Origin of the sequence: Pedobacter heparinus DSM 2366 (genome assembly GCF_000023825.1) — a bacterium.
In the GTDB taxonomy this organism is placed as follows: domain Bacteria; phylum Bacteroidota; class Bacteroidia; order Sphingobacteriales; family Sphingobacteriaceae; genus Pedobacter; species Pedobacter heparinus.
On the sequence record NC_013061.1, the window covers coordinates 2060407 to 2080259 of the forward strand.

A 19853-nucleotide genomic window follows, 5' to 3' on the forward strand; every position below is an offset into this window, starting at 1 on the left:
ATTATTGATAAATCTTTATAACTTGTGATTTTTAAAATCTGAATGTTGGAAAACTTACCTATATATATTCCTATTATTTTTGGACTAACGACTGTCCTAGCGTTATTGTTTTTCTTTTGGGCTATTCAAAAATCAAACCTCCAGTCAGTTAGGCAAAACTCGACTAAAATTTTAATCGGTTTAATATTATGGCTGGCTATTCAGGTTGTTTTGACACTCCAAAATGTTTATAGTGCCAATATTGATTTCTTTCCGCCAACTATTTTATTAACGGAGATATTACCTGCATTATTTACAATAATAGGTTTGTTTTCAACACAAAGAGGACTACGGTTTATAGACAGTTTGCCTTTAATAAATCTTACTTATCTAAATATAGTAAGAGTACCTGTTGAACTGGTACTTTTCTGGCTTTTCCTAAATAAAGCTGTTCCCGAACTGATGACCTTTGAGGGAAGGAACTTTGATATTCTCGCAGGGATATCAGCACCTATAATTGCATACTTTGGTTTGACTAAAGGGAAAATCAGCCGAGAAGTAATTTTGCTTTGGAATTTTATATGCCTTTTACTTTTGATAAATATTGTCATAAATGCTTTTTTATCCGCACCATCCCCTATACAAAAATTTGCCTTCGAGCAACCAAATATAGCCATATTGCATTTTCCTTTTAGTTGGTTGCCCACTTTTATTGTTCCTATTGTTTTATTTGGACATCTTACTTCAATTAGACAATTATGGAAGCACAAGAATTAAATGAGCCTTGCAGAAAAGCACAACTTCTAGGTTTTGATGTGTCCTGCCGATAAAGTTGTTAGTCCACTTCGAGGTCTGAATCTTTTATAGGGGCTTATTTAAGGTGTTTTTTAAAAGCGTAGAGAGATGGACTATTCAGTGTGCCTGGTTTAGTGCAAAAAGGCGGGTGAAGGGAATAACAGCCATCTTTGAGCTGCTTTTGCTCGGTGCCAGATGGTGGCTTGGTGGGAATTAATTATCTTTGGTAAGACTTAGTGGGGCATTCGCTACCACGCTCGGCAGCCAGTCAGGGGGTCAGTTTGAACCGAAACAGAGGGGTCACTTTCATTGAAATACGCACTCTATTTTCCCAATTCCTCAATATTAACTTTCTCATGCTATCGGCAGGATAGGGGTGGTTCCTTATCCTGCTTGCATTAAGCATCAATTAACCTTGCTCTTATGAAATTTACTTCTTTAATTTAGGCAATCCAACTGTGCGTAGCATATCATTTGCTTTATCCACTTTTGACTGAAAAGCAGGATGGTTTCTATATTTATCCAACGTGCTGTCTACTGCAACATTAGGTATGTTTTTTTTATTTAATTCCTTGATTTTCATAATACAAAAAAGCTTCATATTCCTCATTTCGCATTCCGTACACTTTAAAATCTTTTTTAATTTCAGTTAGGTACTTAGTAATCCCCATTCTATAAAGTCGGGTTCTGGCTTTGTTACTTCAATAGAATCCTGTTCATAAACTGAAAAAATTTGATGACCAACTATAATCGCTCTATTTCCTGGATGGTAAGACCGGTAGCTTCCGCAATAGTATTTATATCAATACCTTTATTTTTAAATTTACGAGCTATTGTTTTTTTCTCTTTTAAGGATTTGGTACGTTCTGCATGACGGCCTTTAGCTTCACCTTCATTTTTGGCTCTATCTAATAATAATTCTTCAATGCCCATTGTATTGCTCCTTCCTGTTAGTTTTTGTAGTTCTTGTTCAAATATGCTGTTATTCCCGGGATCTGAAAAGCGTACATAGTATCGCAGAAAATTCATCAGCACTCATTTAGCCAAATGGGTTTATATGGGCATATGAGAAAATTAGCATGATAAATAACTGATCAAATTCCGGGCTATAGTGCCTGGATTTCTTCAATTGTAAGTCCGGTGTACTTTGCAATTTTTTCAATAGGGAATTTATCTTTTTTCATTTCAAGCGCAATTTCCATTGCTTCTTCATAACGACCTTTAATCTCGCCTTTAATTTCGCCTCTACGATATAAAATGTCTTTTTCTTCTTTAAATATTTTTCCTACCAATGCCATATCTTTAATTGCTTTTTTATTTAAATTACGTAATTGCAAAAGTATCCTTAGCTGTCTAAAATAACGCCCTTGTTCTAATGTAGAAGTATGGGTTTCTATTTCCTGAACAACACATCATCGGTAAGTTCTTCTACAGTATTGACGTTTAAATGAAGGACGTGTTTAATTATACCAGGTAGGGTGTTGTGCATGTTTTCCCTAAAAATCTTGTCGTATTTGCTTCCTTGTACAGGGTGGTTGATTTCTTCCGACATCTTAAGTTTTTGATAATGCAAAGCTACGCAGGAGAAAGTTGTGAAACCTAAGTTGGCCGAAATTCAGCTAAATTCACTGAATTTTTAAGGGTTTTTGAAATTTAGTTTGGAATTATAGGTCTCGGAATTGCAATTTCAATATGAAATTCTGTAACTAATTTTCCAAATGCTGATGCCGAAGGCAGCAGTAACCAGCTTGATGTTGTATAGCATATAATAGGTTAGAATATTTATATTCTGGTAGTGTTAGCCCTGGCACACTATTTCAAAAAAGCAGGGGTAACAATTTTCCGCTTTTCCTGATATACCTATAACAAACAGTATTTAATCTTTAAAAAAGAATATCATGAAAACTTACACATTAATCTTTGCCTTATCAATTATCAGTTCAATCGCATTTAGCCAGGTCAAAGGAAAGGGACGCAGCGGGGGCGGGGCAGCAGCTGCGTCTTATGCCGCGACAGGTAAAGCTATTGTGCCATCAGATACCGCTAAGACTATTATTTCTAAGCAAACCCAAGGTACAACATTTGGCGAAAAAGTGAACCAGGGTTTACATGCGGCGGGCTCTGCAGTAGCTTCAGGTGCAGCGAAAACAGAAAACCCCTTGTACCAGGGAAATGCCGGTAGCCAAAATAACCCGCTTCATAAATCTGAAGCAAAGGTAGCCAGCCCCGGCAATCCAATTGGTGGGATAATTGTAAAAGGTGGTAAAAACAAATAAATAGTTGCCGGAAAGATGCATGCATTGCTTTTTCGCAAGTGGGGCACGAATTTAAAAGAGCGGAACTGGTATGATATGGAATGGTACATCAAAAAAGGATGCCCCCTCAATCCCGACCATTTCTTGCTAAGAGCGATAGATAGCGGTGACTGGAGAAAAGAGACCATCAACGAAGAGGAGTTCAGAAGATTATTGAGGGAAAAGATAGAAAGTGTTAAAATGAACTTTGTCAAGTACTTTATCCCGTTTTAAACGCATTACGCTTGCGATAAAGGGGTTAACCTTACTCTTATGAAATTTACTTCTTTAATTTAGGCAATCCAACTGTGCGTAGCATATCATTTGCTTTGTCCACTTTTGACTGAAAAGCAGGATGGTTTCTATATTTATCCAACGTGCTGTCTACTGCAACAATGGGTATGTTTTTTTTATTTAATTCCTTGATTTTCATAATACAAATATGACTATTTTTAATTAGTTCCATAAATTCAGAGCAGATTATAGAACGGTCCTTTTAACCAAAAAAGCTTCATATTCTACGCCTTTATTAAATGTTTCCCATTGTAGTTGCAAGTACAGACATCTGGTAAGCAGGATTGATTAATGGAGTAGTTGTGAATGGAGAGGGAAATATTTTTATGATTTATGAAATCACATCTCCATACTTGTCCATTTCAGTTTTGCAATTCGAGCAGGTGCCGCCTCCATACATCTTTTGCCGATCATTTAAAGGTTTCCTGAACCTAGGTTGTTTTGTTTTACAAACCGGACAATAAACAGTCCGTAAGTTGATGCCGTACTTAGTTTTGCGTCTGGTCTGATCGATAAACCAAATGGTCATACCCAAAACAACAATTGTAATTATAATAATATCTATTCCCATTATGTCTAAAATTAAGTATACTGATTCATTTAGCCAAATGGGTTTATATGGGCATATGAGAAAATTAGCATAGCATCCTTCGTGACTATTGAATAATTAGAAGATTTTAGTGGTAATCATTATTCTATTGAAATTAATTAACTTAGGGGTTACCAATAAGACCGTTATGGAATGACGAGAAGGGTGTAACACGTGATCTTTCACTTAAAGCATCTCGATTTCTTCAATAGTAAGGCCGGTTAATTCCGCAATTTCATCAGTGGGAGTTTCTTTGGCTAGAAGTTTGAGTGCCATTCTGGCCCGTTCTTCTTCACGGGCTTTCTGTTCAGCAGTTTTAACCGCGTAATCCAGTACATTTTTGTTATCCCACTTGCGCTTTAAACTTGAATTGTACATATCACGTTCCTCTGGTGTTAAACTGGCATAATTAGCCAGGGTAAATAACTGATCAAATTCCGGGCCGGATAAGTATTCCGGACGTTGTTTAAATTCGGTTAAGTGCTTCAATGCATATAACCATTTATCCAGCTCCGTATACAATTCATCAGACCCTTTAACAAAATTAAGCATTTCAATAAATATAAAGCCTACTTTATCATAGAATATTATGCCAGTGTGCCTGTTAGCGAGACAGATATCCTGTACATATTCAGATTTTGGGCTATCCGGCAGGTTAAAGTCTTCTAAAAATGCAAGCAGGTACACTTCTGTAAGCTTGTAAGCCCAGCCCTTTCTATCGCCTTTTGGAGCTTGTTCACTGATTGCTCTGGAGACATAAAATAGCGCCCGCTCTTTAAAATACTCCTGGTTGCCACGTTGGACTTCGATAATGAACTTGCTGCCGTTAACATCGGTACAATAAACATCAAATACGGCTCCGCCTTCCTGGGCTATCTCACCGGGGAATTCATTTTTCCCGTATTCAATTTCAGTAATGTATTTTCTGCCTTTAAAGAGGTGGTTTAACAGACCTATCAGAATTGGTTTACTTTCTTCTGTGGCGAACAATCTTTTAAAGCTAAAGTCGACAAAGGCATCAATGAAAGTTGTAGGCTTAGGTTCTCTTTTTTGTTTTGGGTGTGTTGCAGTGCTGGTTTGTTCTTGCATTATTACTGGTTTAGTTACACAGCAAAGCTACTCTGGAGAAAGTTGTGAAACCTAACTTGGCCGAAATTCAGCTAAATTCGCTGAATTTTTAAAGGTTTTTGAAATTTAGTTTGGAAGTGTGGCTCTCGAAAGTGCAATTTCAATATGAAATTCTGTAACTCATTTCCAACGCTAATAACCTCATTGAGCGGGGCAAGCCCAAGAATGACTAGGTGAGCTATCACTTAAGATAGGAGATTTTTTAATAAATTAAACCATTCTTCATTTTTTGAGTACATAAAATTATAGTCAATAACAAGGTAGATCATTTCAGATTCTGAATAGGAAGAGGTAAAGGTTAGCTTCAATGGTTGCCAAAAAGCCCCGAAGTTTTTTGCATAGCTTCTTTTGTAGAATTCATCAAATCCCAAATATATTTGAGTTATATCTTTTAATGGTATTTCTAATTCATCTGCATCGGATTCCAGAACTAGAGTCCTATTTGTCACATTTATAATCCCTGAATGGGTATGCAAGGGTTTTATCCCACTAAACAATACACCAATTTTATCGAAAACGGAAAAATCTTTAAAATCGTCTTTAAATAGCCACAGTGCATTTCCGGTTTTTGAAATCATAATACTAAATAAAAGTTACATAACAAATTTGCATTTATTTTTGTAGCGTTTCGTTGTTCATCTTCGTTTTTATTTAAAACCATTTTGTATGAAAAGAAATGCTTATCTGATCATCCTGCTTGTTGCAGCAACATTTACAAGCTGTAAAAAGGATAAAATTGAATATGCTAATGAGTTTGAAAAAAGCTACAAAGTCTGGACAAATTTTAAAGCCGCGTCAGGCAATTCTTATGCCTATACCGTAAGCACCTCGACATGGATCGGCAACATAAAATTCAATTTTATTCTTGGTGTCGAACAGTTTTATAATACCTGCTTAATCCTGACTTAATAAGCTGTGTTTATATTCGTTTAGCCCAATGCTTGCTATTAAATACATTTGGAAGATCCCAAAAAAACCAGGATGGATGTTCTGGGTTTTATTTTTGAAGGGACTGGATTTCTTCTTTTGAAAGTTTGGTAAGCTTAATGATTTCTTCTATAGGGTATTTGTTAACTAGCATTTCAAGAGCAATTTCCAACGCCTCTTCATAACGACCTTTAATTTCTCCTCTACGATATAAAATGTCTTTTTCTTCTTTAAATATTTTTCCTACCAGTGCCATATCTTTAATTGCTTTTTTATTTAAATTACGTAATTGCAAAAGTATCCTTAGCTGTCTAAAATAACGCCCTTGTTCTAATGTAGAAGTATGGGTTTCTATTTCCTGAACAACCTGTGCCAATACACTTTCTGTGCTTTCTGATGCTAAATTACTTAAAATTGCCAGCATTTTCTCCTCAACCAAATCTGATTTTAAGAACAGTTTATAGTTTACAGCAGAGAGCTCTGTTAAGTTGTAGCGGAATCGAAAATCCTTAGTTGTGATAGAAGTGGACATATTTGCTTTGGCAGGGCCAATGTAAATTACGAACTGTTTAACAGGCAACTTATGTTTTCTTTGCAACATGATGCTATACTCTGCCATACGAAAAGCCATTTCCGGATAATTATCCGTTTGGTATTCAACATGCAGCACATATCGGTTACCTTTGTTATCCCTAACCTTCTTTAGTAAATCTGTTTTTCTTTCTTTGGTAAATTGTACATCATCGGCAAGTTCTTCTACAGTATTGACGTTTAAATGAAGGACGTGTTTAATTATACCAGGTAGGGTATTGTGCATGTTTTCCCTAAAAATCTTGTCGTATTTGCTTCCTTGTACAGGGTGGTTGATTTCTTCCGGCATTTTAAGTTTTTGATAATGCAAAGCTACTCTGGAGAAAGTTGGGAAACCTAACTTTGCCGAAATTCAGCTAAATTCGCTGAATTGTTAAGGGTTTTTGAAATTTAGTTTGGAATTATAGGTCTCGGAATTGCAATTTCAATATGAAATTCTGTAACTAATTTTCCAAATGCTGATGCCGAAGGCAGCAATAATCAGTCTGATGTTGTACTTCACATCCGCCCTGTTTCTTTGGACGTTATAACGACAATTCAGGCAAATCGGTTTTTCACCGCTGGAAAAGCGTAGTTAATTAACTTTGTTGGAATAGATTTAGGGTGGCCGTACTTAGTTTTGCGTCTGGTCTGATCGATAAACCAAATGGTCATACCCAAAACAACAATTGTAATTATAATAATATCTATTCCCATTATGTCTAAAATTAAGTATACTGATTCATTTAGCCAAACGGGTTACTTCAATTACCAGGCGCAGTTTCAAAAGGTAAAGGATATTAAAGCAGAAATCGAATTTTTAGAAATTCAGGAGACTAATGAGCAAATTAAGGATTCTGATATTAATGAAATAATGTCTTAAAGGTATCTGGTTTCTCGATAAAAATCGTAACAATGCGTAACAAAGCAAAGTTTGGAGGCTTCAAAATTTGTTTGTAAAATTTCTTCGATAAGTCAGAGATGAGTATTTGCACCGATAATGAGCACTAAGACTATAAGACTCATAATCATTGAGCTAAAGAATGGAAAACAAGCTTTCTAAGCTTAACATTTTTGGAAACCTTTGGGGGTTTTCCGAAGAAAGAAAAAGATGTTAAAAGCATAGAAAATTTGTCTCACGCAGACAGCAAAAAAATTGAGTAATGGCCTATAGCTCAGTTGGTTAGAGTAGGAGACTCATAATCTCTTGGTCGCTGGTTCGAGCCCAGCTGGGCCCACTATAAAACCGTCTTACAAAGCAATTTGGAAGGCGGTTTTTTGTTTTTCTGATGCTGATTAACGTCAGCAATCATGCTTTGAGGAAACCCCTTCAAAGCAGGTTTTACATAATTTTTTGTTAAACTCTACGCAAAACCGTAACAAATACGTAACGAAAATTTTTGCGTGCTAAAAAGAAAATTATGGCAACCATAAGCGCAAAGGTTTATGAACACCACAAGAAAGCAGATGGCACCTACAATGTAAAAATCTGTGTCCATCACAAAGACCAAAGAAAGTTTATTGACACCAATCACTATGTAGTCAAGAAACAATTAACGGCAAAACTAAAGATCAAAGACAATTTTGTAAATGATCTGATTGATGACCAGCTGAAAGGCTATCGCAAGATTATCAGCGAACTTGGTGAAAAGCTCAACTTCTTTAATGCGGAATCCCTTAGAGATTACCTTCGCGACAAGGATGCTGACGTGGATTTTATCAAGTTCTGTCAGCTGCACATTGAGCAACTGAAAAAGGAAAATCGTACCGGAACAGCTGGGACCCATCGTACGGTACGTAACAGTCTGATTGATTATTTCAAACGGGACTCCGTATCTATTACAGAGATCAATTCAAATATGCTCGTCTCCTATGAAAGATTTCTAAGAAGCAGGCGTACCATGACCCGTATTGTAACCGAGGATGGCCAGACAAAAGAGAAAACAATTGACGGGCTTTCCGATAGTGGGCTACATAATCACATGCGTGATCTGCGTACGCTTTTCAATGCTGCCTGTAATATGTATAATAACGAAGACCTGGGTATTTACCGGATCAAGCATTATCCGTTTAAAAAGTACAAAGTTGGCTCCTCCCCACTTACCAGGAAAAGGAACAACACATTGGATGAAGTCAGGGCGGTGCGGGACTGCGTTACTAAAGCAGGAAGTCGGGCAGAATTGGCTAAAGAAATCTATATGCTGTCGTTCTATCTATGCGGGATGAACGCGGTAGACTTCTATCATTTAACAAAAAATGATATTAGGGCGGGACGAATTGATTATAACCGGGCTAAAACACAAGGCCGGAGAAAGGACAATGCGTTTATCAGTATTAAGATTATTGAAGAAGCCAAACCACTATTAGAAAAGTATATTGAAAAGCTATCTGTACGTTATTCAACATACGGTGGTTTGGATACCGCGCTAAGCCAGGGCATGAAGCAGCTGCGAAAACTCACGGGCATTCCCGGAGCAACAATTTATTGGGCAAGGCACACATTTGCAACTATAGCTAGGAATGCCTGCCGTATAAGCAAGGATGATGTTGCATTAGCCTTGAACCATGTAGACGATGAACACCGCACGACAGACATCTATATCGAAAAAGATTGGAGTATTGTTGATGAAGTACAGATTAAAGTCATCGGTCTATTGAGAAGGTTGGATATGAAGATTGGCGCAAAACAAAAGAAAGAAGCATCGCTAGAGAAAGCTGCATAAAATTGACATCCTGCATGGTGGTTTATTGACCATACAGGTTTATTAATTAATTGAAAATCTTAAATTTGAATATCATGAAAAATCTGATTTTATTTTTCTTGACCTGCCTTATTGCCACCGGAGCATTTCTGGCAGGCACAACAATGAAAAATCCTTTGCCTGCCTTTATTGTCGCTTTTGGTGTCTGGGCTTTATTTCTTTACCGAATAAGCAAGCGATAAATCTGGGTAGCCGTAAACGATGATGTGACATTGAATACCCCTTGTTTCTAAAATGGATTATCGAAAAAATTATAATTTATATCTTAGTAATTTTTGAAAAGAGAAATAACAAATTTAACTTTGAACATGTTAACTCGCTAAAAAAGGAGGTGACTATGAAAGATTCTCAATATATGATACTTCAATAGTGAATTATTAAGCATTAATGATTCGCTGATTGAGGCTGATCCAAAAGGATCAGCCTTTTCCACTTATTATATTTAAATTTTTTTCTAATGACAGAGAATCATTCGCTGTCCATGTATAAATATAATACATGGGCAAATAACACATTATTAAAACACTTAAAGCAATTGCCAGAAGGAATTTGCGATACAAATATCAAAAGTGTATTTCCTTCGATTATCGATACGCTGATCCATATTTACATTATCGACAGGGGATGGTATTCAATTTTGACTAAAGAATATCGTTCCGATGATTATGAGACCATTAAAGCGTCTGTGGATCGACTGGTAGCTGAAACAAAAGACATCAGTCTTAAAGATTTGGAGAAAAAACAGCAGTTGCTTGCTGCTGATGTTCAAAGTTTTATTGAAAGTCACGATATGAACTATCGCGATACATTTTCAGGTGTATCTATGACCTATGGAGAAGTTTTTATCCATATCGTCAATCATGGAACCTACCATCGGGGTAACATTACTGCAATGCTATACCAATTGGATCAGAAAGGAGTTCCGACAGATTACGGCGTATATCTTTATTACGCTACACAAGCATAAATAAGTAGAGGGAGGTTAGTCTCCCTCTATAAATGAAAATTTTATTTTCTTGCGAGGTTTTTTAGTCCTAACCTGAATGGGTGATTTAAGTAGGAATGAAATTCAGATCGATTTTCAGATTTTAAAGCCAGCGCTTCACAGCTTCGTCAGTATTCGTGGGTGAAGTGTTGAAAATGATCTTGGATTCAAGGGCGTTGCTGTGTACAGTATTGATGATTTTTTCGAACAAAATAAAATTAGAAGTCAAACTTCTGATACCATTTCCCACTACTACACCGCTGTAGTGTCGGTTTTTCAGCTGCTTTGCTAAATCGCTTAAGTCAGTCGTACCATTGTCTATTAAAAATTCTTCCGCTTCGTAACCCATAGCTTTCAGCTTTTCTAATGTCCTTTTTGCTCCCTGCTCTACCATCTCTACTGTCAGGCCTGGTGGCACCTCAGGGTTTGTATAATCGATGGTATGTGGGTTCATGCCAATGATGAGTATTGTCTTCATTTTATTGATATATTATGTATTAATTTGAAATGTTCATAATTTCTGTACCCGTGAATCAACTCACGTTGAAACTATTATCGTCAATCAGTGATCGGCGTACATAGTTCAATTAAAAAGCCATTAATGTCTCTTAAATACCCAACGGTTTGACCCCATGGCTTAACGGACGGCGCAGCGACTTTTGTAGCTCCGGCATCTAATGCGGCTTGATACGCTTGTTCAACATTTTCAGTTGAAAAAGCGACTTCCATTCCTAACGGCTTCTTGCTTATATCGCTTTTGATAAAGCCGTCTGTAATTTCACCTGTAATTAGATCAATAGATGAAAAAGAAAGTGCCGTACTACCTGTATCCAATTGACCAAATTCGGCGGTGTCGGCAATAAATGTTCTTCGAAATCCAAATGCTCTTTCATAGAATTCAATGGTTTTAACAACATCTTGTACATAGAAGATTGTATAAGCAAACTTTACCATAATAATATTTATTTAATGAATTTTAATTAAAATTACCCGTGGATAATGTCAGCGAAATTGTAACGAAAAAATTAAATATCTTCTTCAATTTCTGACGTATTTCCTTTTATATTCTATTGGCGTCAAGCCAGTTATTTTAAGAAACAAATCTTTAAAAGCTTTCTTATCCGCATAATCGAGTTCATACATTATTTCATTGATTGTTTTTCTGTCCTTCTCGATCTCTTTCTTTGCTACCTCTATTTTTGTCCGTTGTATATATTCCGCAATGGTGTTTTTTGTTGCCTTGCTGAACCGCCTTTCTAGCGTTCTTCTGACCACAGAAAAATCAGTCGCCAAACGTTCAATATTAATTTTCTCCTGATAATTATTCTCAATATACAATTGCACCTTTTCTACCAATTTATCGCCATGTTCTTTCTGTCCCTTAAACATCACAAATTCAGATTGGCTGTTTCTGGCGAGATCCAGTAAGAAATATTTAGTCGCGGCAATGACTACTTTTCTTGACGTAAACTTTTCCAGGAGATATAATAACAAGTTCCAATAAGATGTCCCTCCGCCACTTGAATAAATGCCGTTTTGCTCCGTTATTATTTTCTCCGGAACGAGCTTGATTTCGGGATAATAGGCTAGCAACTCGTTTGTATATGCCCAGTGCGTGGCACAACGTTTTCCATTTAACAATCCGGTTGCGGCAACTATAAAAGCTCCGACACAGTAACTTGCAATTTCAGCTCCGTTTTTATACTGATTAATAAGCCAGGAAAAATAATGCCTGTTCAATTGTGTTCCCCTCATCACATCACCCCAAATTGCCGGCACGATGATTAGATCGGTATACTCGACTTCTGCAATCGTTTTGTCAACCTCTATTATACACGAACCACCATCAAGTCGGATTTGCTTCCTGAAGCCAACTAACTGAACCTTAAAAAAGTCATCGGCATTTTTTCCTTGCTGCATCTCATTGGCGAAAGCAAATAATCGCTTGGTGTCCCAAATACTTGAAAGCACAGCTTGTTCAGGAACTATGATCGAAATCGTTTTCACAATACAAATTTAATTTTTACCGGTGTCGCAAACAACACCCCAGATTGTCGCAATTCCCAGCTTTTTAGTAAATTTAAGACACTAATTTCACCTTTAAATTAAAAATACATGAAAAAATTAGATCCATACTTGAACTTCCATGGAAATACAGAAGAAGTATTTCTTTTTTATAAATCTGTTTTCGGCGGGGAATTCACTTCCTTAATTCGTTTTGGTGAACTACCCGGCAGTGAGAAAATGTCCGAAACCGATAAATCCAAGATCTTTAATGTCACATTACCCATCGGAGAATTTAACGTGCTCATGGGAACTGACATATTAGAGTCAATGAACCAGAATTTGAACGTTGGTGATAACTTCCATATTAATGTCACGCTCGACACCGAAAATGAAACAAGGCAAATTTTTGAACGACTTTCAGAAAGAGGACAGATCATTATGCCACTAGCCAAAGAAGATTGGAGTCAATTATTCGGCATGTGCAAGGATCAGTTTGGAATACAGTGGATGATAAAACTAGCTACAAATTAATTCAAATACACCTAATCATATCTTCATGGAAACAATTGTTATGACTATGGACGTCAATGGACTCAACCATAGGGAATTTAGAGCGATAATTGACGAAATGGGCGTGGAAAAGAGACCGGAAGCCCAGATTTACCAGCACATCACCCACCCCACAGAAAGCGGTTTTCGTATTATAGAAGTCTGGGAATCGCAAGAAGGCTTTGAAGAATTTTTGGAACGGCGACTTAAACCAGCAATCATCAAACTGGATATAAATCGGGAAACTACGATCACATTCCAGCCCCTGCATAATTTTTTTGGTCCTCGCATAAATGAGCTACCGTCTTTAATACCAGTACTGCCGGGCGGTCCCAATACCTAAACGCAGAATAAATGAAAAAGCTCATACTCAGAACTGATGAAAATTGGTCGGGTTTTGTGACCCGCGTAACTATCGGCTTGGTGATATTTCCACACGGAGCGCAAAAAGTATTTGGATGGTTCGGTGGTCCTGGTTATCAAAAAGAAATGATTTTTTTTATCGACACGCTTTCTTTACCATGGATAATTGCATTTCTGGTTATCCTGATTGAGTTTTTGGGTGCGCTATCGTTAATAATTGGATTTGCTTCGAGAATTTGGGCGACAGCCATGATTATTCTTTTTACAGGTATGATTCTGATGGAACATAAACAATATGGTTTTTTTATGAATTGGTTTGGTAATCAGCGGGGAGAAGGATTCGAGTATCATTTATTAATTATTGGATTGTCACTGGCCACATTAATTAGTGGGGGTGGTAAGTATTCATTGGACTTTTTAATAACAAAAGAAAAAAAATCGTTTGCGTAAAGAAATAAACATGTTTGAGACCGATGGCTTTATTCTACTGGAAAACTTTCTGGAAGAATGGGAAATACCTATTCTGAAACAAGCTGTGGCGAATGTCGTTGCTGAAAAGCGCGTTTCGTCTTGCATTCGGCCAAATAACACTTTAACTACTCTGAGGTGGAATGATCCTATCGTCTCTCATTTGCTTTCCTCCGCAAGCCGTATTACAGCTATAAGCCAGGCGACCAAAACGAAAGATCTAAAATGGATTTCAGGTTATATTAGCAGTAAGGAACCGCGAAGCGAAGCGCTTTGGTGGCATCAAGATTGGTGGTGCTGGCAACATCCTATCAGTTTTAAGAAAGAGGCGCCGCAAATTGCTGTTTTATGTTATTTAAGTCCCGTAAACAAGGAAAATGGTGCTTTGAGGGTGTTGCCAGGGTCACATCACACCTACACAGAATTACATGCTTCATTACCTGAGGCACATGCAGGTATAGGGCACTTTGATCCCGACAATCTATCGCTAAAAGACTATTGCGGACAATTCACATTGGAACTTAAAGCGGGCGATGCCGTGGTTATTGACTACCGACTTTTACATGGCACACACCCCAATCTCAGTTCGGAAAGAAGAGATTGTGTTATGATTACTTTCACACCAGATTGGAAATCTCTACCGGAAGAAATTCAAGGTCACCTTTCAAGAAATTATTCTTTGCCTTTCTACGACGAAATGCGAGTAGCTTTAAATTACCCAGTAGATCTGTTACCTGAATATAAACTCACCGCGAGAGACCTTGAGGTTATTAGGGTGCCGCCTCAGGATTTCAAGTTGATAGATGAAAGCATAACCTAAGATTGTCGGAATACCCGATGACGATAGGCGCATTATCCCCTATTCTTTTGATACTAAGTAAAATAACTTTGGTAAAAAAATAAGCTATGGAAAGATATAAAATTGAATTAAAGTGGGCTTTCACTTTTGCAGTAATGACTTTGTTATGGACACTAGTAGAAGAATTGGGCGGATTGCACGATAAGCATATAGACCGGCAGCCGGTTTTTGGTGCATTCATTCTAGTGCCTGCTGTTGTAATTTATGTAATGGCCTTGAAAGCTAAACGTAAAGAATATGGTGGAACTTTTACCTATAAACAGGTTTTTTTTAGTGGTCTTTTACTAAGTTTATTTATCGGATTATTTAGCATTGCAACCAGCGTTATCAACCTCAAAATTATTTCTCCGCATTATTTAAGTAATGCGGCAAAACACGCAGTCGCTACCGGAAATGTCAAAATAGAAGAGGCAAACCAGCAGTATGCAATGTGGGGATTCATAATATCCAGCGCAATTGCCGCTGTGATTAACGGTATAATTATTACAGCGATCGTGATGCTTTTTCTAAAGGATAGAAAGCAACGAAGTTTAGCCATTTAACTAATCAGATAATATGAAACATATATCCATACTTATCCCAACAGGGGGCGTATTGGGCGGTATTGAAATCGCCCGCAATATGATTGCAGAGGCCAATAATTATGTCATCAGTAAGGGGAACGAGGCCGTGTTTCAAATGCAGCTTGTAGGAGCAAAGAAAAATATTGAACTGAACGAGCGTCAAGTCTTAATTCGACCGGATGTTACAATAAATTATTTAAAACAAACCGATCTTATAATTATTCCAGCGATCAATGTCGATTTGGAACTCAACAATAATCCAAATGTGCCGCTTATCAACTGGGTAAGGCAGATGCGTAAACAAGGTGCTGAGGTGGCATGTCTCTGTGTTGGTGCCTTTTTGCTAGCTAAGACCGGGATTTTAGACGGTAAAACCTGTACAACGCACTGGAAAGCTTCAGAGCTTTTCATCAATCAATACCCCGAGATAAAGCTTTTAAAGGAAAAAATCATTACGGATGAAGATGGAATATACTCTAGCGCCGGTGGATTTTCTATGCTAAACCTCATAGTATATCTGATTGAAAAATACGCCGGCAGGGAAGTTGCCTTGTATTGTGCTAAGTTTTTCCAGGTAGATATCGACAGGAATGCACAGTTGCCATTTATAATTTTTCAGGGACAAAAAGAACACAACGATATTCAGGTTAAACAGGCCCAAACATACATCGAGGAACACTACCAACAGCGCATTACAATAGATCAGTTAGCAGAGATGCTGGCAATGGGTCGCCGTAGTCTAGAAAGAAGGTTTAAAAAGGCAACTTCCAATACGCTGAACGAATACATACAACGAGTAAAAATTGAGGCAGCAAAAAAACAATTGGAAAGTGGTGAAAAGAAGATTAATGACATCATGCTGGAAGTGGGGTATTCCGATCAGAATAGTTTCAGGCACTCCTTCAAATTATTTACCGGGTTACTGCCGAATGAATACCGAAGCAAATACCATAGCAGAATTACTAATTAAATAAAATGGCGATCGATCAGTTTTTCAAAAAAATAAGGACGTACACGGCGCTTTCAAAAGAAGCTGAATCTGCCTGGGGGAACCTGCTCAAAGAAAAGACCTATAAAAAAGGTGAAAACTTCATAAGAATTGGGCAGGTACCAAAAAAGGTAGCGTTTGTAATGAACGGACTTTTATCACAATACTACGTTGATGATAATGGCGATACGGTCATAAAATATTTTTTTCCTGAAGGAAGGATCGCTGGCTCAATTCCGGCTACGTTGCAACAGTCGGAAAGTTTGTTTGACATTACAGCACTGGAAGAAACAACCGTTCTTGAATATGATTTTATGGCATTCAAAAAGTTGGTTTCAGCTTATCCCGATGTTGCTGCATTTTATATTCGTTACCTGGAACAGCATTGGATTATAGACAAAGAACCCTATGAGGTTTCGCTGCGGAGCGATTCGGCAAAAATTCGCTATGCTGATTTTTTACGGAAATATCCTGAGCTTGTCAAAAGACTGAAAAAGCATCAAATCGCCGCCTATCTGGGCATTACTCCTACACAGTTAAGCCGGATTTTTGGTTATAGCAGATAAATTTTAAACCCTCAACATTTGTAAAGGTTTTTCCATTTTAACGTGCTCATCTTTGCATTCATAATCAACATCAATCAAAAACAATGAAACAAGTATTTATCAATTTAGCCGTAAAAGACGTTGAAAAATCACTGGATTTTTATACCCAGCTTGGATTTAGCGTCAACCCACAGTTTTCTGACGAACAAACAAAATGTATGGTTTGGAGCGAAACTATTTTTGTCATGATTTCGAGCCATGAAAAATTTAAGACGTTTATAATTAGGCCAATTTCCGATACCAAAAACAGCGTGGCTAGTTGGTTCGCCTTATCAGTGGGAAGTTTAGAAACGCTAAATGAGTTTGTAGAAAACGGACTAAAGGCAGGCGGCACAGAACCTACACCCATTAAAGATTATGGCTTCATGCAACTGCGTAACCTGGAAGATCTGGACGGGTATACTTGGGAAATATTCTTTATGGACACCACAAAAATCCCTAATCAAGACTAACTACTTAAACAACGATAACATGGAAAAGTATAAAATTGAAATCAAATGGGTATTCATTTTTGCAGCAATGTATCTGCTATGGATGACAATGGAAAAATTGGCGGGCTTACACGATAAACATCTGGAACAACAGCAGTTGGTCAGCATGTTTGTACTGATACCTGCTATTCTTATTTACGTGCTTGCCATCAGGGACAAAAAGAAAAACTACTACGCAGGAAACATCACTTACAAGCAAAGTTTCATGAGCGGATTGGTACTTACCTTATTCGTGGTGTTGCTCAGCCCTATCAATCAGCTTATTACCTCTTACATCATTACACCTGACTACTTTGCCAATGTCATCGCGCATACCGTGAAATCAGGAATGTTTACCCGAGAGCAGGCTGAAGCACAATTCAATATTAAAAGCTATATCATTACAAGTATCGTTGCAGGGTTCCTAACAGGCTTAGCTTTCACTGCCATCATTTCCATATTCACCAAATCAAAAACCAGATTAGCATGAGCAAAACAAACAAAATAGACGAGTTTATCAATAAACTCAACCACCCGTTGAAAGCCGAAATTGACGAGGCCATAACAATAATCCGTGGTGCAAGTAACGACCTGGAAGAAGACGTAAAATGGGGCGGTCCAAGTTTTGATTACAAGCAGCCAATGGCGACGCTAAGTTTAAGGGTACCCGGAACAATTGTTTTCATCTTTCACAAGGGAGAACTGATTAAAGATAAAACTGGCTTACTGGAAGCCGCACCCAAAGGCAAAGCCTATTTGAAACTTCATTCCATGAAAGAAATAAAAGAAAACAAGGTGAACATCCAGCACATCGTAAAAGAATGGATTAAACTTATGGATGCCTGATAACTTGGGCTGAAGGAAATAATCGTTTCTCTGTCAACAGTAAGATGAACTGCACTCCATGACATTATTATTGATTATTATTAAAAAATAAGAATATGGGAACACAAAATTTAATTGCAAAAGCTGAAGTATTGATCGCCGCTTCAACAGCAGAGGTTTGGCAAGCGCTGATTGATCCTGCATTAATCAAAAAGTACATGTTTGGTACAACTGTTCAATCCGATTGGAAAAAAGGCAGTAAGATCACCTGGCAGGGCGAATGGAAAGGAAAAAAATACGAAGACAAAGGCGAGATCACCGCTATTGAACCCAATAAAGTATTGCAGTATACACACTTTAGCCCTTTGTCTGGTCTGGAAGATAAACCAGAAAACTACCACACGGTAACTATTGGTCTTTCGGCGGAAAACGATCAAACAAAAGTGGTATTGACCCAGGACAAAAACCTATCGGAAAAGGGCCAGCAGGAATCGCAGAAGAACTGGGAGAACATGCTTCAATCGCTTAAAGAGGTGGTGGAAAGCAACTGATTTCCTTAGCCACTCATTGACTATCTATAAATCTGATCACATGAAAACATGTCCACTTATTTTCCTTTTGGTGCCCCTATGTCTGGCCGGTTGCAGTATTGAAAGAAAGACTTATAATCCCACAGGGGCTGCATTTTCACAAGCCTACGGTATTAAAAATTATAAACAATTGGTCTTTGTCAGCGGGCAGGTACCGGAGGATGAAAAGGAAAACATTCCCGATAACTTTCGTGACCAGGCGGCACTGGCCTGGAAAAACGTGGAAACGCAACTAAAAGCTGCCAAAATGGGCCTGAAGAACATTGTGAAGTACACGATATACCTTTCCGACCGAAAATACCGCAGGGAAAACTATGAGGTGCGCTATAAAGTGCTGGGTGATCATCAACCGGCCATGTCCATTGTTATCACCGGCATCTATGATGAAAAATGGTTGCTGGAAATTGAAGCCATAGCCGCAAAATAAGATGAAAGGAATAACTGTTTTCTTCCTAAGTATGATCATGCTGGCCTCCTGCCGGGAGGATCAAAAGCGTACCACTGAGCAGGAAAGTTACTTTATTGCACCTGTCTATACTGACAGCGTATACTTTGCCGTCAATGAATATTTTACCGATAAGATCTCGGTTGAAGGCGAAATGCCGCCTTTTCATCAGTTAGAAAAAGCAGTACACGAAACATACTTTCAACGCTTTGTGGCCAAGGAAGGCCGTTTCAGAAAGATACATGCCATAGGTACCACTATTGAACGCTACAAAAGAGCTTTACAGGATAGCATCCATACCAGTCATTTTGATCAGTATGTCAAATTTGACGAGCTTGGCATATTTGACGGTGAACCTGCCGATCCCGTTGGGCTGATCCCCCTTTACGCGGGCCGTAGAGTGAGATTATACGAAGCATGGACACCCAGGGTACCTGTAAAAATTGATTTTGGTTCGGGAATGGCCAACTTCCGGTTGGCCATTGACTCTGCCTATACAGCCGGGAACAATGATCTGCTGGTCAGGGTCAGTGTACAGTTTGACGGCACCTTACAGCTGGTTCAGGCGTTGCACGGCGCACAGCTAACCATTCAGGGCAAAGGCTGGTTTACCTGGAACTGTACAATCAACCAACGACGTGATACGCACCTGTCGGCTACCTATATTGCCCGGAAAGGAAACAACAAATTGACCCAACAGATTACCAGGTCAGACACGCTCATTGTATACCGCAATAAGCTTAATTTTTAAATTTAATCCCAATGGCTACATATGATGAACTTGATGAACAATCGCAA

General features: G+C 38.0%; 33 protein-coding genes and 1 tRNA gene. 22 read left to right on the top strand and 12 right to left on the bottom strand.

All coding sequences use genetic code 11. From position 1 onward, the window contains the following. The first annotated feature begins 42 nt into the window (after positions 1-42). Positions 43-756 carry a hypothetical protein gene (locus PHEP_RS08750; RefSeq protein WP_015807576.1) on the top strand — a complete coding sequence of 238 codons (714 nt, stop codon included), beginning with the start codon at positions 43-45 and terminating at the stop codon, positions 754-756. Positions 757-1204: 448 nt separating this feature from the next. Here PHEP_RS08750 and PHEP_RS22190 read toward each other — a convergent pair whose 3' ends face one another. The 5 genes from PHEP_RS22190 to PHEP_RS22335 all read right to left on the bottom strand — a co-directional run bounded on the left by PHEP_RS22190 (position 1205) and on the right by PHEP_RS22335 (position 2326). Then, a complete protein-coding gene (locus tag PHEP_RS22190; RefSeq protein WP_015807577.1) occupies positions 1205-1357 on the bottom strand; it encodes a hypothetical protein in 153 nt (50 codons plus the stop codon). Further along, the gene (locus PHEP_RS22480; RefSeq protein WP_015807578.1) at positions 1335-1445 is read right to left on the bottom strand and encodes a hypothetical protein; all 111 of its coding nucleotides are present in this window, start codon (positions 1443-1445) and stop codon (positions 1335-1337) included. Before PHEP_RS22480 ends, PHEP_RS22190 begins: the two co-directional genes overlap by 23 nt. 73 nt (positions 1446-1518) lie before the next feature. Then, a complete protein-coding gene (locus PHEP_RS08755) occupies positions 1519-1803 on the bottom strand; it encodes a hypothetical protein (protein WP_015807579.1) in 285 nt (94 codons plus the stop codon). Positions 1804-1880: 77 nt separating this feature from the next. Continuing rightward, the gene (locus PHEP_RS22330) at positions 1881-2111 is read right to left on the bottom strand and encodes a hypothetical protein (RefSeq protein WP_244862645.1); all 231 of its coding nucleotides are present in this window, start codon (positions 2109-2111) and stop codon (positions 1881-1883) included. A gap of 56 nt (positions 2112-2167) precedes the next feature. After that, positions 2168-2326, bottom strand: a complete 159-nt coding sequence (locus tag PHEP_RS22335) for a hypothetical protein (protein WP_015807581.1) — start codon at positions 2324-2326, stop codon at positions 2168-2170. Between the two features lie 346 nt (positions 2327-2672). Here PHEP_RS22335 and PHEP_RS08765 point away from each other — a divergent pair, with 346 nt between their 5' ends. Both PHEP_RS08765 and PHEP_RS08770 read left to right on the top strand, forming a co-directional pair. Beyond that, positions 2673-3050 carry a hypothetical protein gene (locus PHEP_RS08765; RefSeq protein WP_015807582.1) on the top strand — a complete coding sequence of 126 codons (378 nt, stop codon included), beginning with the start codon at positions 2673-2675 and terminating at the stop codon, positions 3048-3050. Further along, on the top strand, positions 3051-3302 hold the full coding sequence (locus PHEP_RS08770; protein WP_338045737.1) for a nucleotidyl transferase AbiEii/AbiGii toxin family protein: 252 nt from the start codon (positions 3051-3053) through the stop codon (positions 3300-3302). A 46-nt stretch (positions 3303-3348) separates the two neighbouring features. Here PHEP_RS08770 and PHEP_RS22195 read toward each other — a convergent pair whose 3' ends face one another. From PHEP_RS22195 to PHEP_RS08780, 3 genes are all read right to left on the bottom strand, one after another. Continuing rightward, complete coding sequence (locus PHEP_RS22195) at positions 3349-3501, bottom strand: hypothetical protein (protein WP_187290737.1); 153 nt, start codon at positions 3499-3501, stop codon at positions 3349-3351. A gap of 636 nt (positions 3502-4137) precedes the next feature. Then, positions 4138-5040 carry an Rpn family recombination-promoting nuclease/putative transposase gene (locus PHEP_RS08775; protein WP_015807586.1) on the bottom strand — a complete coding sequence of 301 codons (903 nt, stop codon included), beginning with the start codon at positions 5038-5040 and terminating at the stop codon, positions 4138-4140. A 224-nt stretch (positions 5041-5264) separates the two neighbouring features. Further along, complete coding sequence (locus PHEP_RS08780; RefSeq protein ID WP_015807587.1) at positions 5265-5657, bottom strand: hypothetical protein; 393 nt, start codon at positions 5655-5657, stop codon at positions 5265-5267. A gap of 88 nt (positions 5658-5745) precedes the next feature. Between PHEP_RS08780 and PHEP_RS08785 the strand changes: the two genes are divergently transcribed. Then, complete coding sequence (locus PHEP_RS08785) at positions 5746-5988, top strand: hypothetical protein (protein ID WP_015807588.1); 243 nt, start codon at positions 5746-5748, stop codon at positions 5986-5988. A gap of 88 nt (positions 5989-6076) precedes the next feature. On the opposite strand, the gene PHEP_RS08790 is transcribed toward PHEP_RS08785, so the two are convergent. Further along, positions 6077-6886, bottom strand: coding sequence for an RpnC/YadD family protein (locus PHEP_RS08790; protein WP_015807589.1), 810 nt, complete (start codon positions 6884-6886; stop codon positions 6077-6079). Positions 6887-7294: 408 nt separating this feature from the next. Here PHEP_RS08790 and PHEP_RS22200 point away from each other — a divergent pair, with 408 nt between their 5' ends. The 5 genes from PHEP_RS22200 (at position 7295) to PHEP_RS08810 (ending at position 10305) form a co-directional block, all read left to right on the top strand. Continuing rightward, the gene (locus PHEP_RS22200) at positions 7295-7459 is read left to right on the top strand and encodes a hypothetical protein (RefSeq protein WP_155975973.1); all 165 of its coding nucleotides are present in this window, start codon (positions 7295-7297) and stop codon (positions 7457-7459) included. A 281-nt stretch (positions 7460-7740) separates the two neighbouring features. Further along, positions 7741-7814, top strand: a tRNA-Ile gene (locus PHEP_RS08800). Between the two features lie 183 nt (positions 7815-7997). Then, positions 7998-9299, top strand: coding sequence for a tyrosine-type recombinase/integrase (locus PHEP_RS08805; protein WP_015807591.1), 1302 nt, complete (start codon positions 7998-8000; stop codon positions 9297-9299). Between the two features lie 74 nt (positions 9300-9373). Then, complete coding sequence (locus tag PHEP_RS22205) at positions 9374-9520, top strand: hypothetical protein (protein ID WP_155975975.1); 147 nt, start codon at positions 9374-9376, stop codon at positions 9518-9520. 275 nt (positions 9521-9795) lie between these two features. Further along, positions 9796-10305 carry a DinB family protein gene (locus PHEP_RS08810; protein ID WP_015807592.1) on the top strand — a complete coding sequence of 170 codons (510 nt, stop codon included), beginning with the start codon at positions 9796-9798 and terminating at the stop codon, positions 10303-10305. Positions 10306-10426: 121 nt separating this feature from the next. Here PHEP_RS08810 and PHEP_RS21585 read toward each other — a convergent pair whose 3' ends face one another. From PHEP_RS21585 to PHEP_RS08825, 3 genes are all read right to left on the bottom strand, one after another. Continuing rightward, on the bottom strand, positions 10427-10801 hold the full coding sequence (locus PHEP_RS21585; protein ID WP_015807593.1) for a hypothetical protein: 375 nt from the start codon (positions 10799-10801) through the stop codon (positions 10427-10429). 80 nt (positions 10802-10881) lie between these two features. Continuing rightward, the gene (locus PHEP_RS08820; protein ID WP_015807594.1) at positions 10882-11277 is read right to left on the bottom strand and encodes a VOC family protein; all 396 of its coding nucleotides are present in this window, start codon (positions 11275-11277) and stop codon (positions 10882-10884) included. Positions 11278-11361: 84 nt separating this feature from the next. Then, positions 11362-12330: a GlxA family transcriptional regulator gene (locus PHEP_RS08825; RefSeq protein WP_036673947.1), complete on the bottom strand. Its 969-nt coding sequence runs from the start codon at positions 12328-12330 to the stop codon at positions 11362-11364. Between the two features lie 108 nt (positions 12331-12438). Between PHEP_RS08825 and PHEP_RS08830 the strand changes: the two genes are divergently transcribed. The 13 genes from PHEP_RS08830 to PHEP_RS08890 all read left to right on the top strand — a co-directional run bounded on the left by PHEP_RS08830 (position 12439) and on the right by PHEP_RS08890 (position 19806). Beyond that, complete coding sequence (locus PHEP_RS08830) at positions 12439-12861, top strand: VOC family protein (protein ID WP_015807596.1); 423 nt, start codon at positions 12439-12441, stop codon at positions 12859-12861. 25 nt (positions 12862-12886) lie between these two features. Next, complete coding sequence (locus PHEP_RS08835) at positions 12887-13222, top strand: hypothetical protein (RefSeq protein ID WP_015807597.1); 336 nt, start codon at positions 12887-12889, stop codon at positions 13220-13222. An 11-nt stretch (positions 13223-13233) separates the two neighbouring features. Continuing rightward, entirely contained in the window at positions 13234-13692 is a 459-nt protein-coding gene (locus PHEP_RS08840) for a DoxX family protein (RefSeq protein WP_015807598.1), read from the top strand. A gap of 10 nt (positions 13693-13702) precedes the next feature. Further along, positions 13703-14530 carry a phytanoyl-CoA dioxygenase family protein gene (locus tag PHEP_RS08845; RefSeq protein ID WP_015807599.1) on the top strand — a complete coding sequence of 276 codons (828 nt, stop codon included), beginning with the start codon at positions 13703-13705 and terminating at the stop codon, positions 14528-14530. 86 nt (positions 14531-14616) lie between these two features. Then, positions 14617-15111, top strand: coding sequence for a DUF4199 domain-containing protein (locus tag PHEP_RS08850; protein ID WP_015807600.1), 495 nt, complete (start codon positions 14617-14619; stop codon positions 15109-15111). Between the two features lie 13 nt (positions 15112-15124). Continuing rightward, positions 15125-16102 (top strand): GlxA family transcriptional regulator, encoded by a 978-nt coding sequence (locus tag PHEP_RS08855; protein ID WP_015807601.1) that lies wholly within the window; start codon positions 15125-15127, stop codon positions 16100-16102. Positions 16103-16107: 5 nt separating this feature from the next. Beyond that, the gene (locus tag PHEP_RS08860; RefSeq protein ID WP_015807602.1) at positions 16108-16686 is read left to right on the top strand and encodes a Crp/Fnr family transcriptional regulator; all 579 of its coding nucleotides are present in this window, start codon (positions 16108-16110) and stop codon (positions 16684-16686) included. A gap of 83 nt (positions 16687-16769) precedes the next feature. Next, complete coding sequence (locus PHEP_RS08865) at positions 16770-17177, top strand: VOC family protein (protein ID WP_015807603.1); 408 nt, start codon at positions 16770-16772, stop codon at positions 17175-17177. 19 nt (positions 17178-17196) lie between these two features. Continuing rightward, complete coding sequence (locus tag PHEP_RS08870; RefSeq protein WP_015807604.1) at positions 17197-17685, top strand: DUF4199 domain-containing protein; 489 nt, start codon at positions 17197-17199, stop codon at positions 17683-17685. Further along, the gene (locus PHEP_RS08875) at positions 17682-18041 is read left to right on the top strand and encodes a DUF1801 domain-containing protein (RefSeq protein ID WP_015807605.1); all 360 of its coding nucleotides are present in this window, start codon (positions 17682-17684) and stop codon (positions 18039-18041) included. Before PHEP_RS08870 ends, PHEP_RS08875 begins: the two co-directional genes overlap by 4 nt. Before the next feature lie 95 nt (positions 18042-18136). Beyond that, positions 18137-18571: an SRPBCC family protein gene (locus tag PHEP_RS08880; RefSeq protein ID WP_015807606.1), complete on the top strand. Its 435-nt coding sequence runs from the start codon at positions 18137-18139 to the stop codon at positions 18569-18571. A 40-nt stretch (positions 18572-18611) separates the two neighbouring features. Further along, entirely contained in the window at positions 18612-19037 is a 426-nt protein-coding gene (locus PHEP_RS08885) for a RidA family protein (RefSeq protein WP_015807607.1), read from the top strand. 1 nt (position 19038) lies between these two features. Next, positions 19039-19806, top strand: coding sequence for a hypothetical protein (locus PHEP_RS08890; RefSeq protein ID WP_015807608.1), 768 nt, complete (start codon positions 19039-19041; stop codon positions 19804-19806). Positions 19807-19853 lie beyond the last annotated feature (47 nt).

Bases quoted from the DNA above. Each gene is read 5' to 3' on its own strand.
- PHEP_RS08755 (WP_015807579.1), bottom strand. From the start codon at position 1,803: ATGAATTTTCTGCGATACTATGTACGCTTTTCAGATCCCGGGAATAAC.
- PHEP_RS08850 (WP_015807600.1), top strand. From the start codon at position 14,617: ATGGAAAGATATAAAATTGAATTAAAGTGGGCTTTCACTTTTGCAGTA.
- PHEP_RS22195 (WP_187290737.1), bottom strand. From the start codon at position 3,501: ATGAAAATCAAGGAATTAAATAAAAAAAACATACCCATTGTTGCAGTA.
- PHEP_RS22200 (WP_155975973.1), top strand. From the start codon at position 7,295: ATGTCTAAAATTAAGTATACTGATTCATTTAGCCAAACGGGTTACTTC.
- PHEP_RS08880 (WP_015807606.1), top strand. From the start codon at position 18,137: ATGGGAACACAAAATTTAATTGCAAAAGCTGAAGTATTGATCGCCGCT.
- PHEP_RS08810 (WP_015807592.1), top strand. From the start codon at position 9,796: ATGACAGAGAATCATTCGCTGTCCATGTATAAATATAATACATGGGCA.
- PHEP_RS08830 (WP_015807596.1), top strand. From the start codon at position 12,439: ATGAAAAAATTAGATCCATACTTGAACTTCCATGGAAATACAGAAGAA.
- PHEP_RS08835 (WP_015807597.1), top strand. From the start codon at position 12,887: ATGGAAACAATTGTTATGACTATGGACGTCAATGGACTCAACCATAGG.
- PHEP_RS08860 (WP_015807602.1), top strand. From the start codon at position 16,108: ATGGCGATCGATCAGTTTTTCAAAAAAATAAGGACGTACACGGCGCTT.
- PHEP_RS08840 (WP_015807598.1), top strand. From the start codon at position 13,234: ATGAAAAAGCTCATACTCAGAACTGATGAAAATTGGTCGGGTTTTGTG.
- PHEP_RS08750 (WP_015807576.1), top strand. From the start codon at position 43: ATGTTGGAAAACTTACCTATATATATTCCTATTATTTTTGGACTAACG.
- PHEP_RS22480 (WP_015807578.1), bottom strand. From the start codon at position 1,445: ATGGGGATTACTAAGTACCTAACTGAAATTAAAAAAGATTTTAAAGTG.
- PHEP_RS08780 (WP_015807587.1), bottom strand. From the start codon at position 5,657: ATGATTTCAAAAACCGGAAATGCACTGTGGCTATTTAAAGACGATTTT.
- PHEP_RS08885 (WP_015807607.1), top strand. From the start codon at position 18,612: ATGAAAACATGTCCACTTATTTTCCTTTTGGTGCCCCTATGTCTGGCC.
- PHEP_RS22190 (WP_015807577.1), bottom strand. From the start codon at position 1,357: ATGAAAATCAAGGAATTAAATAAAAAAAACATACCTAATGTTGCAGTA.
- PHEP_RS08775 (WP_015807586.1), bottom strand. From the start codon at position 5,040: ATGCAAGAACAAACCAGCACTGCAACACACCCAAAACAAAAAAGAGAA.
- PHEP_RS08865 (WP_015807603.1), top strand. From the start codon at position 16,770: ATGAAACAAGTATTTATCAATTTAGCCGTAAAAGACGTTGAAAAATCA.
- PHEP_RS22205 (WP_155975975.1), top strand. From the start codon at position 9,374: ATGAAAAATCTGATTTTATTTTTCTTGACCTGCCTTATTGCCACCGGA.
- PHEP_RS21585 (WP_015807593.1), bottom strand. From the start codon at position 10,801: ATGAAGACAATACTCATCATTGGCATGAACCCACATACCATCGATTAT.
- PHEP_RS08890 (WP_015807608.1), top strand. From the start codon at position 19,039: ATGAAAGGAATAACTGTTTTCTTCCTAAGTATGATCATGCTGGCCTCC.
- PHEP_RS22335 (WP_015807581.1), bottom strand. From the start codon at position 2,326: ATGTCGGAAGAAATCAACCACCCTGTACAAGGAAGCAAATACGACAAG.
- PHEP_RS08855 (WP_015807601.1), top strand. From the start codon at position 15,125: ATGAAACATATATCCATACTTATCCCAACAGGGGGCGTATTGGGCGGT.
- PHEP_RS08765 (WP_015807582.1), top strand. From the start codon at position 2,673: ATGAAAACTTACACATTAATCTTTGCCTTATCAATTATCAGTTCAATC.
- PHEP_RS08820 (WP_015807594.1), bottom strand. From the start codon at position 11,277: ATGGTAAAGTTTGCTTATACAATCTTCTATGTACAAGATGTTGTTAAA.
- PHEP_RS08875 (WP_015807605.1), top strand. From the start codon at position 17,682: ATGAGCAAAACAAACAAAATAGACGAGTTTATCAATAAACTCAACCAC.
- PHEP_RS08845 (WP_015807599.1), top strand. From the start codon at position 13,703: ATGTTTGAGACCGATGGCTTTATTCTACTGGAAAACTTTCTGGAAGAA.
- PHEP_RS08870 (WP_015807604.1), top strand. From the start codon at position 17,197: ATGGAAAAGTATAAAATTGAAATCAAATGGGTATTCATTTTTGCAGCA.
- PHEP_RS08790 (WP_015807589.1), bottom strand. From the start codon at position 6,886: ATGCCGGAAGAAATCAACCACCCTGTACAAGGAAGCAAATACGACAAG.
- PHEP_RS08805 (WP_015807591.1), top strand. From the start codon at position 7,998: ATGGCAACCATAAGCGCAAAGGTTTATGAACACCACAAGAAAGCAGAT.
- PHEP_RS08785 (WP_015807588.1), top strand. From the start codon at position 5,746: ATGAAAAGAAATGCTTATCTGATCATCCTGCTTGTTGCAGCAACATTT.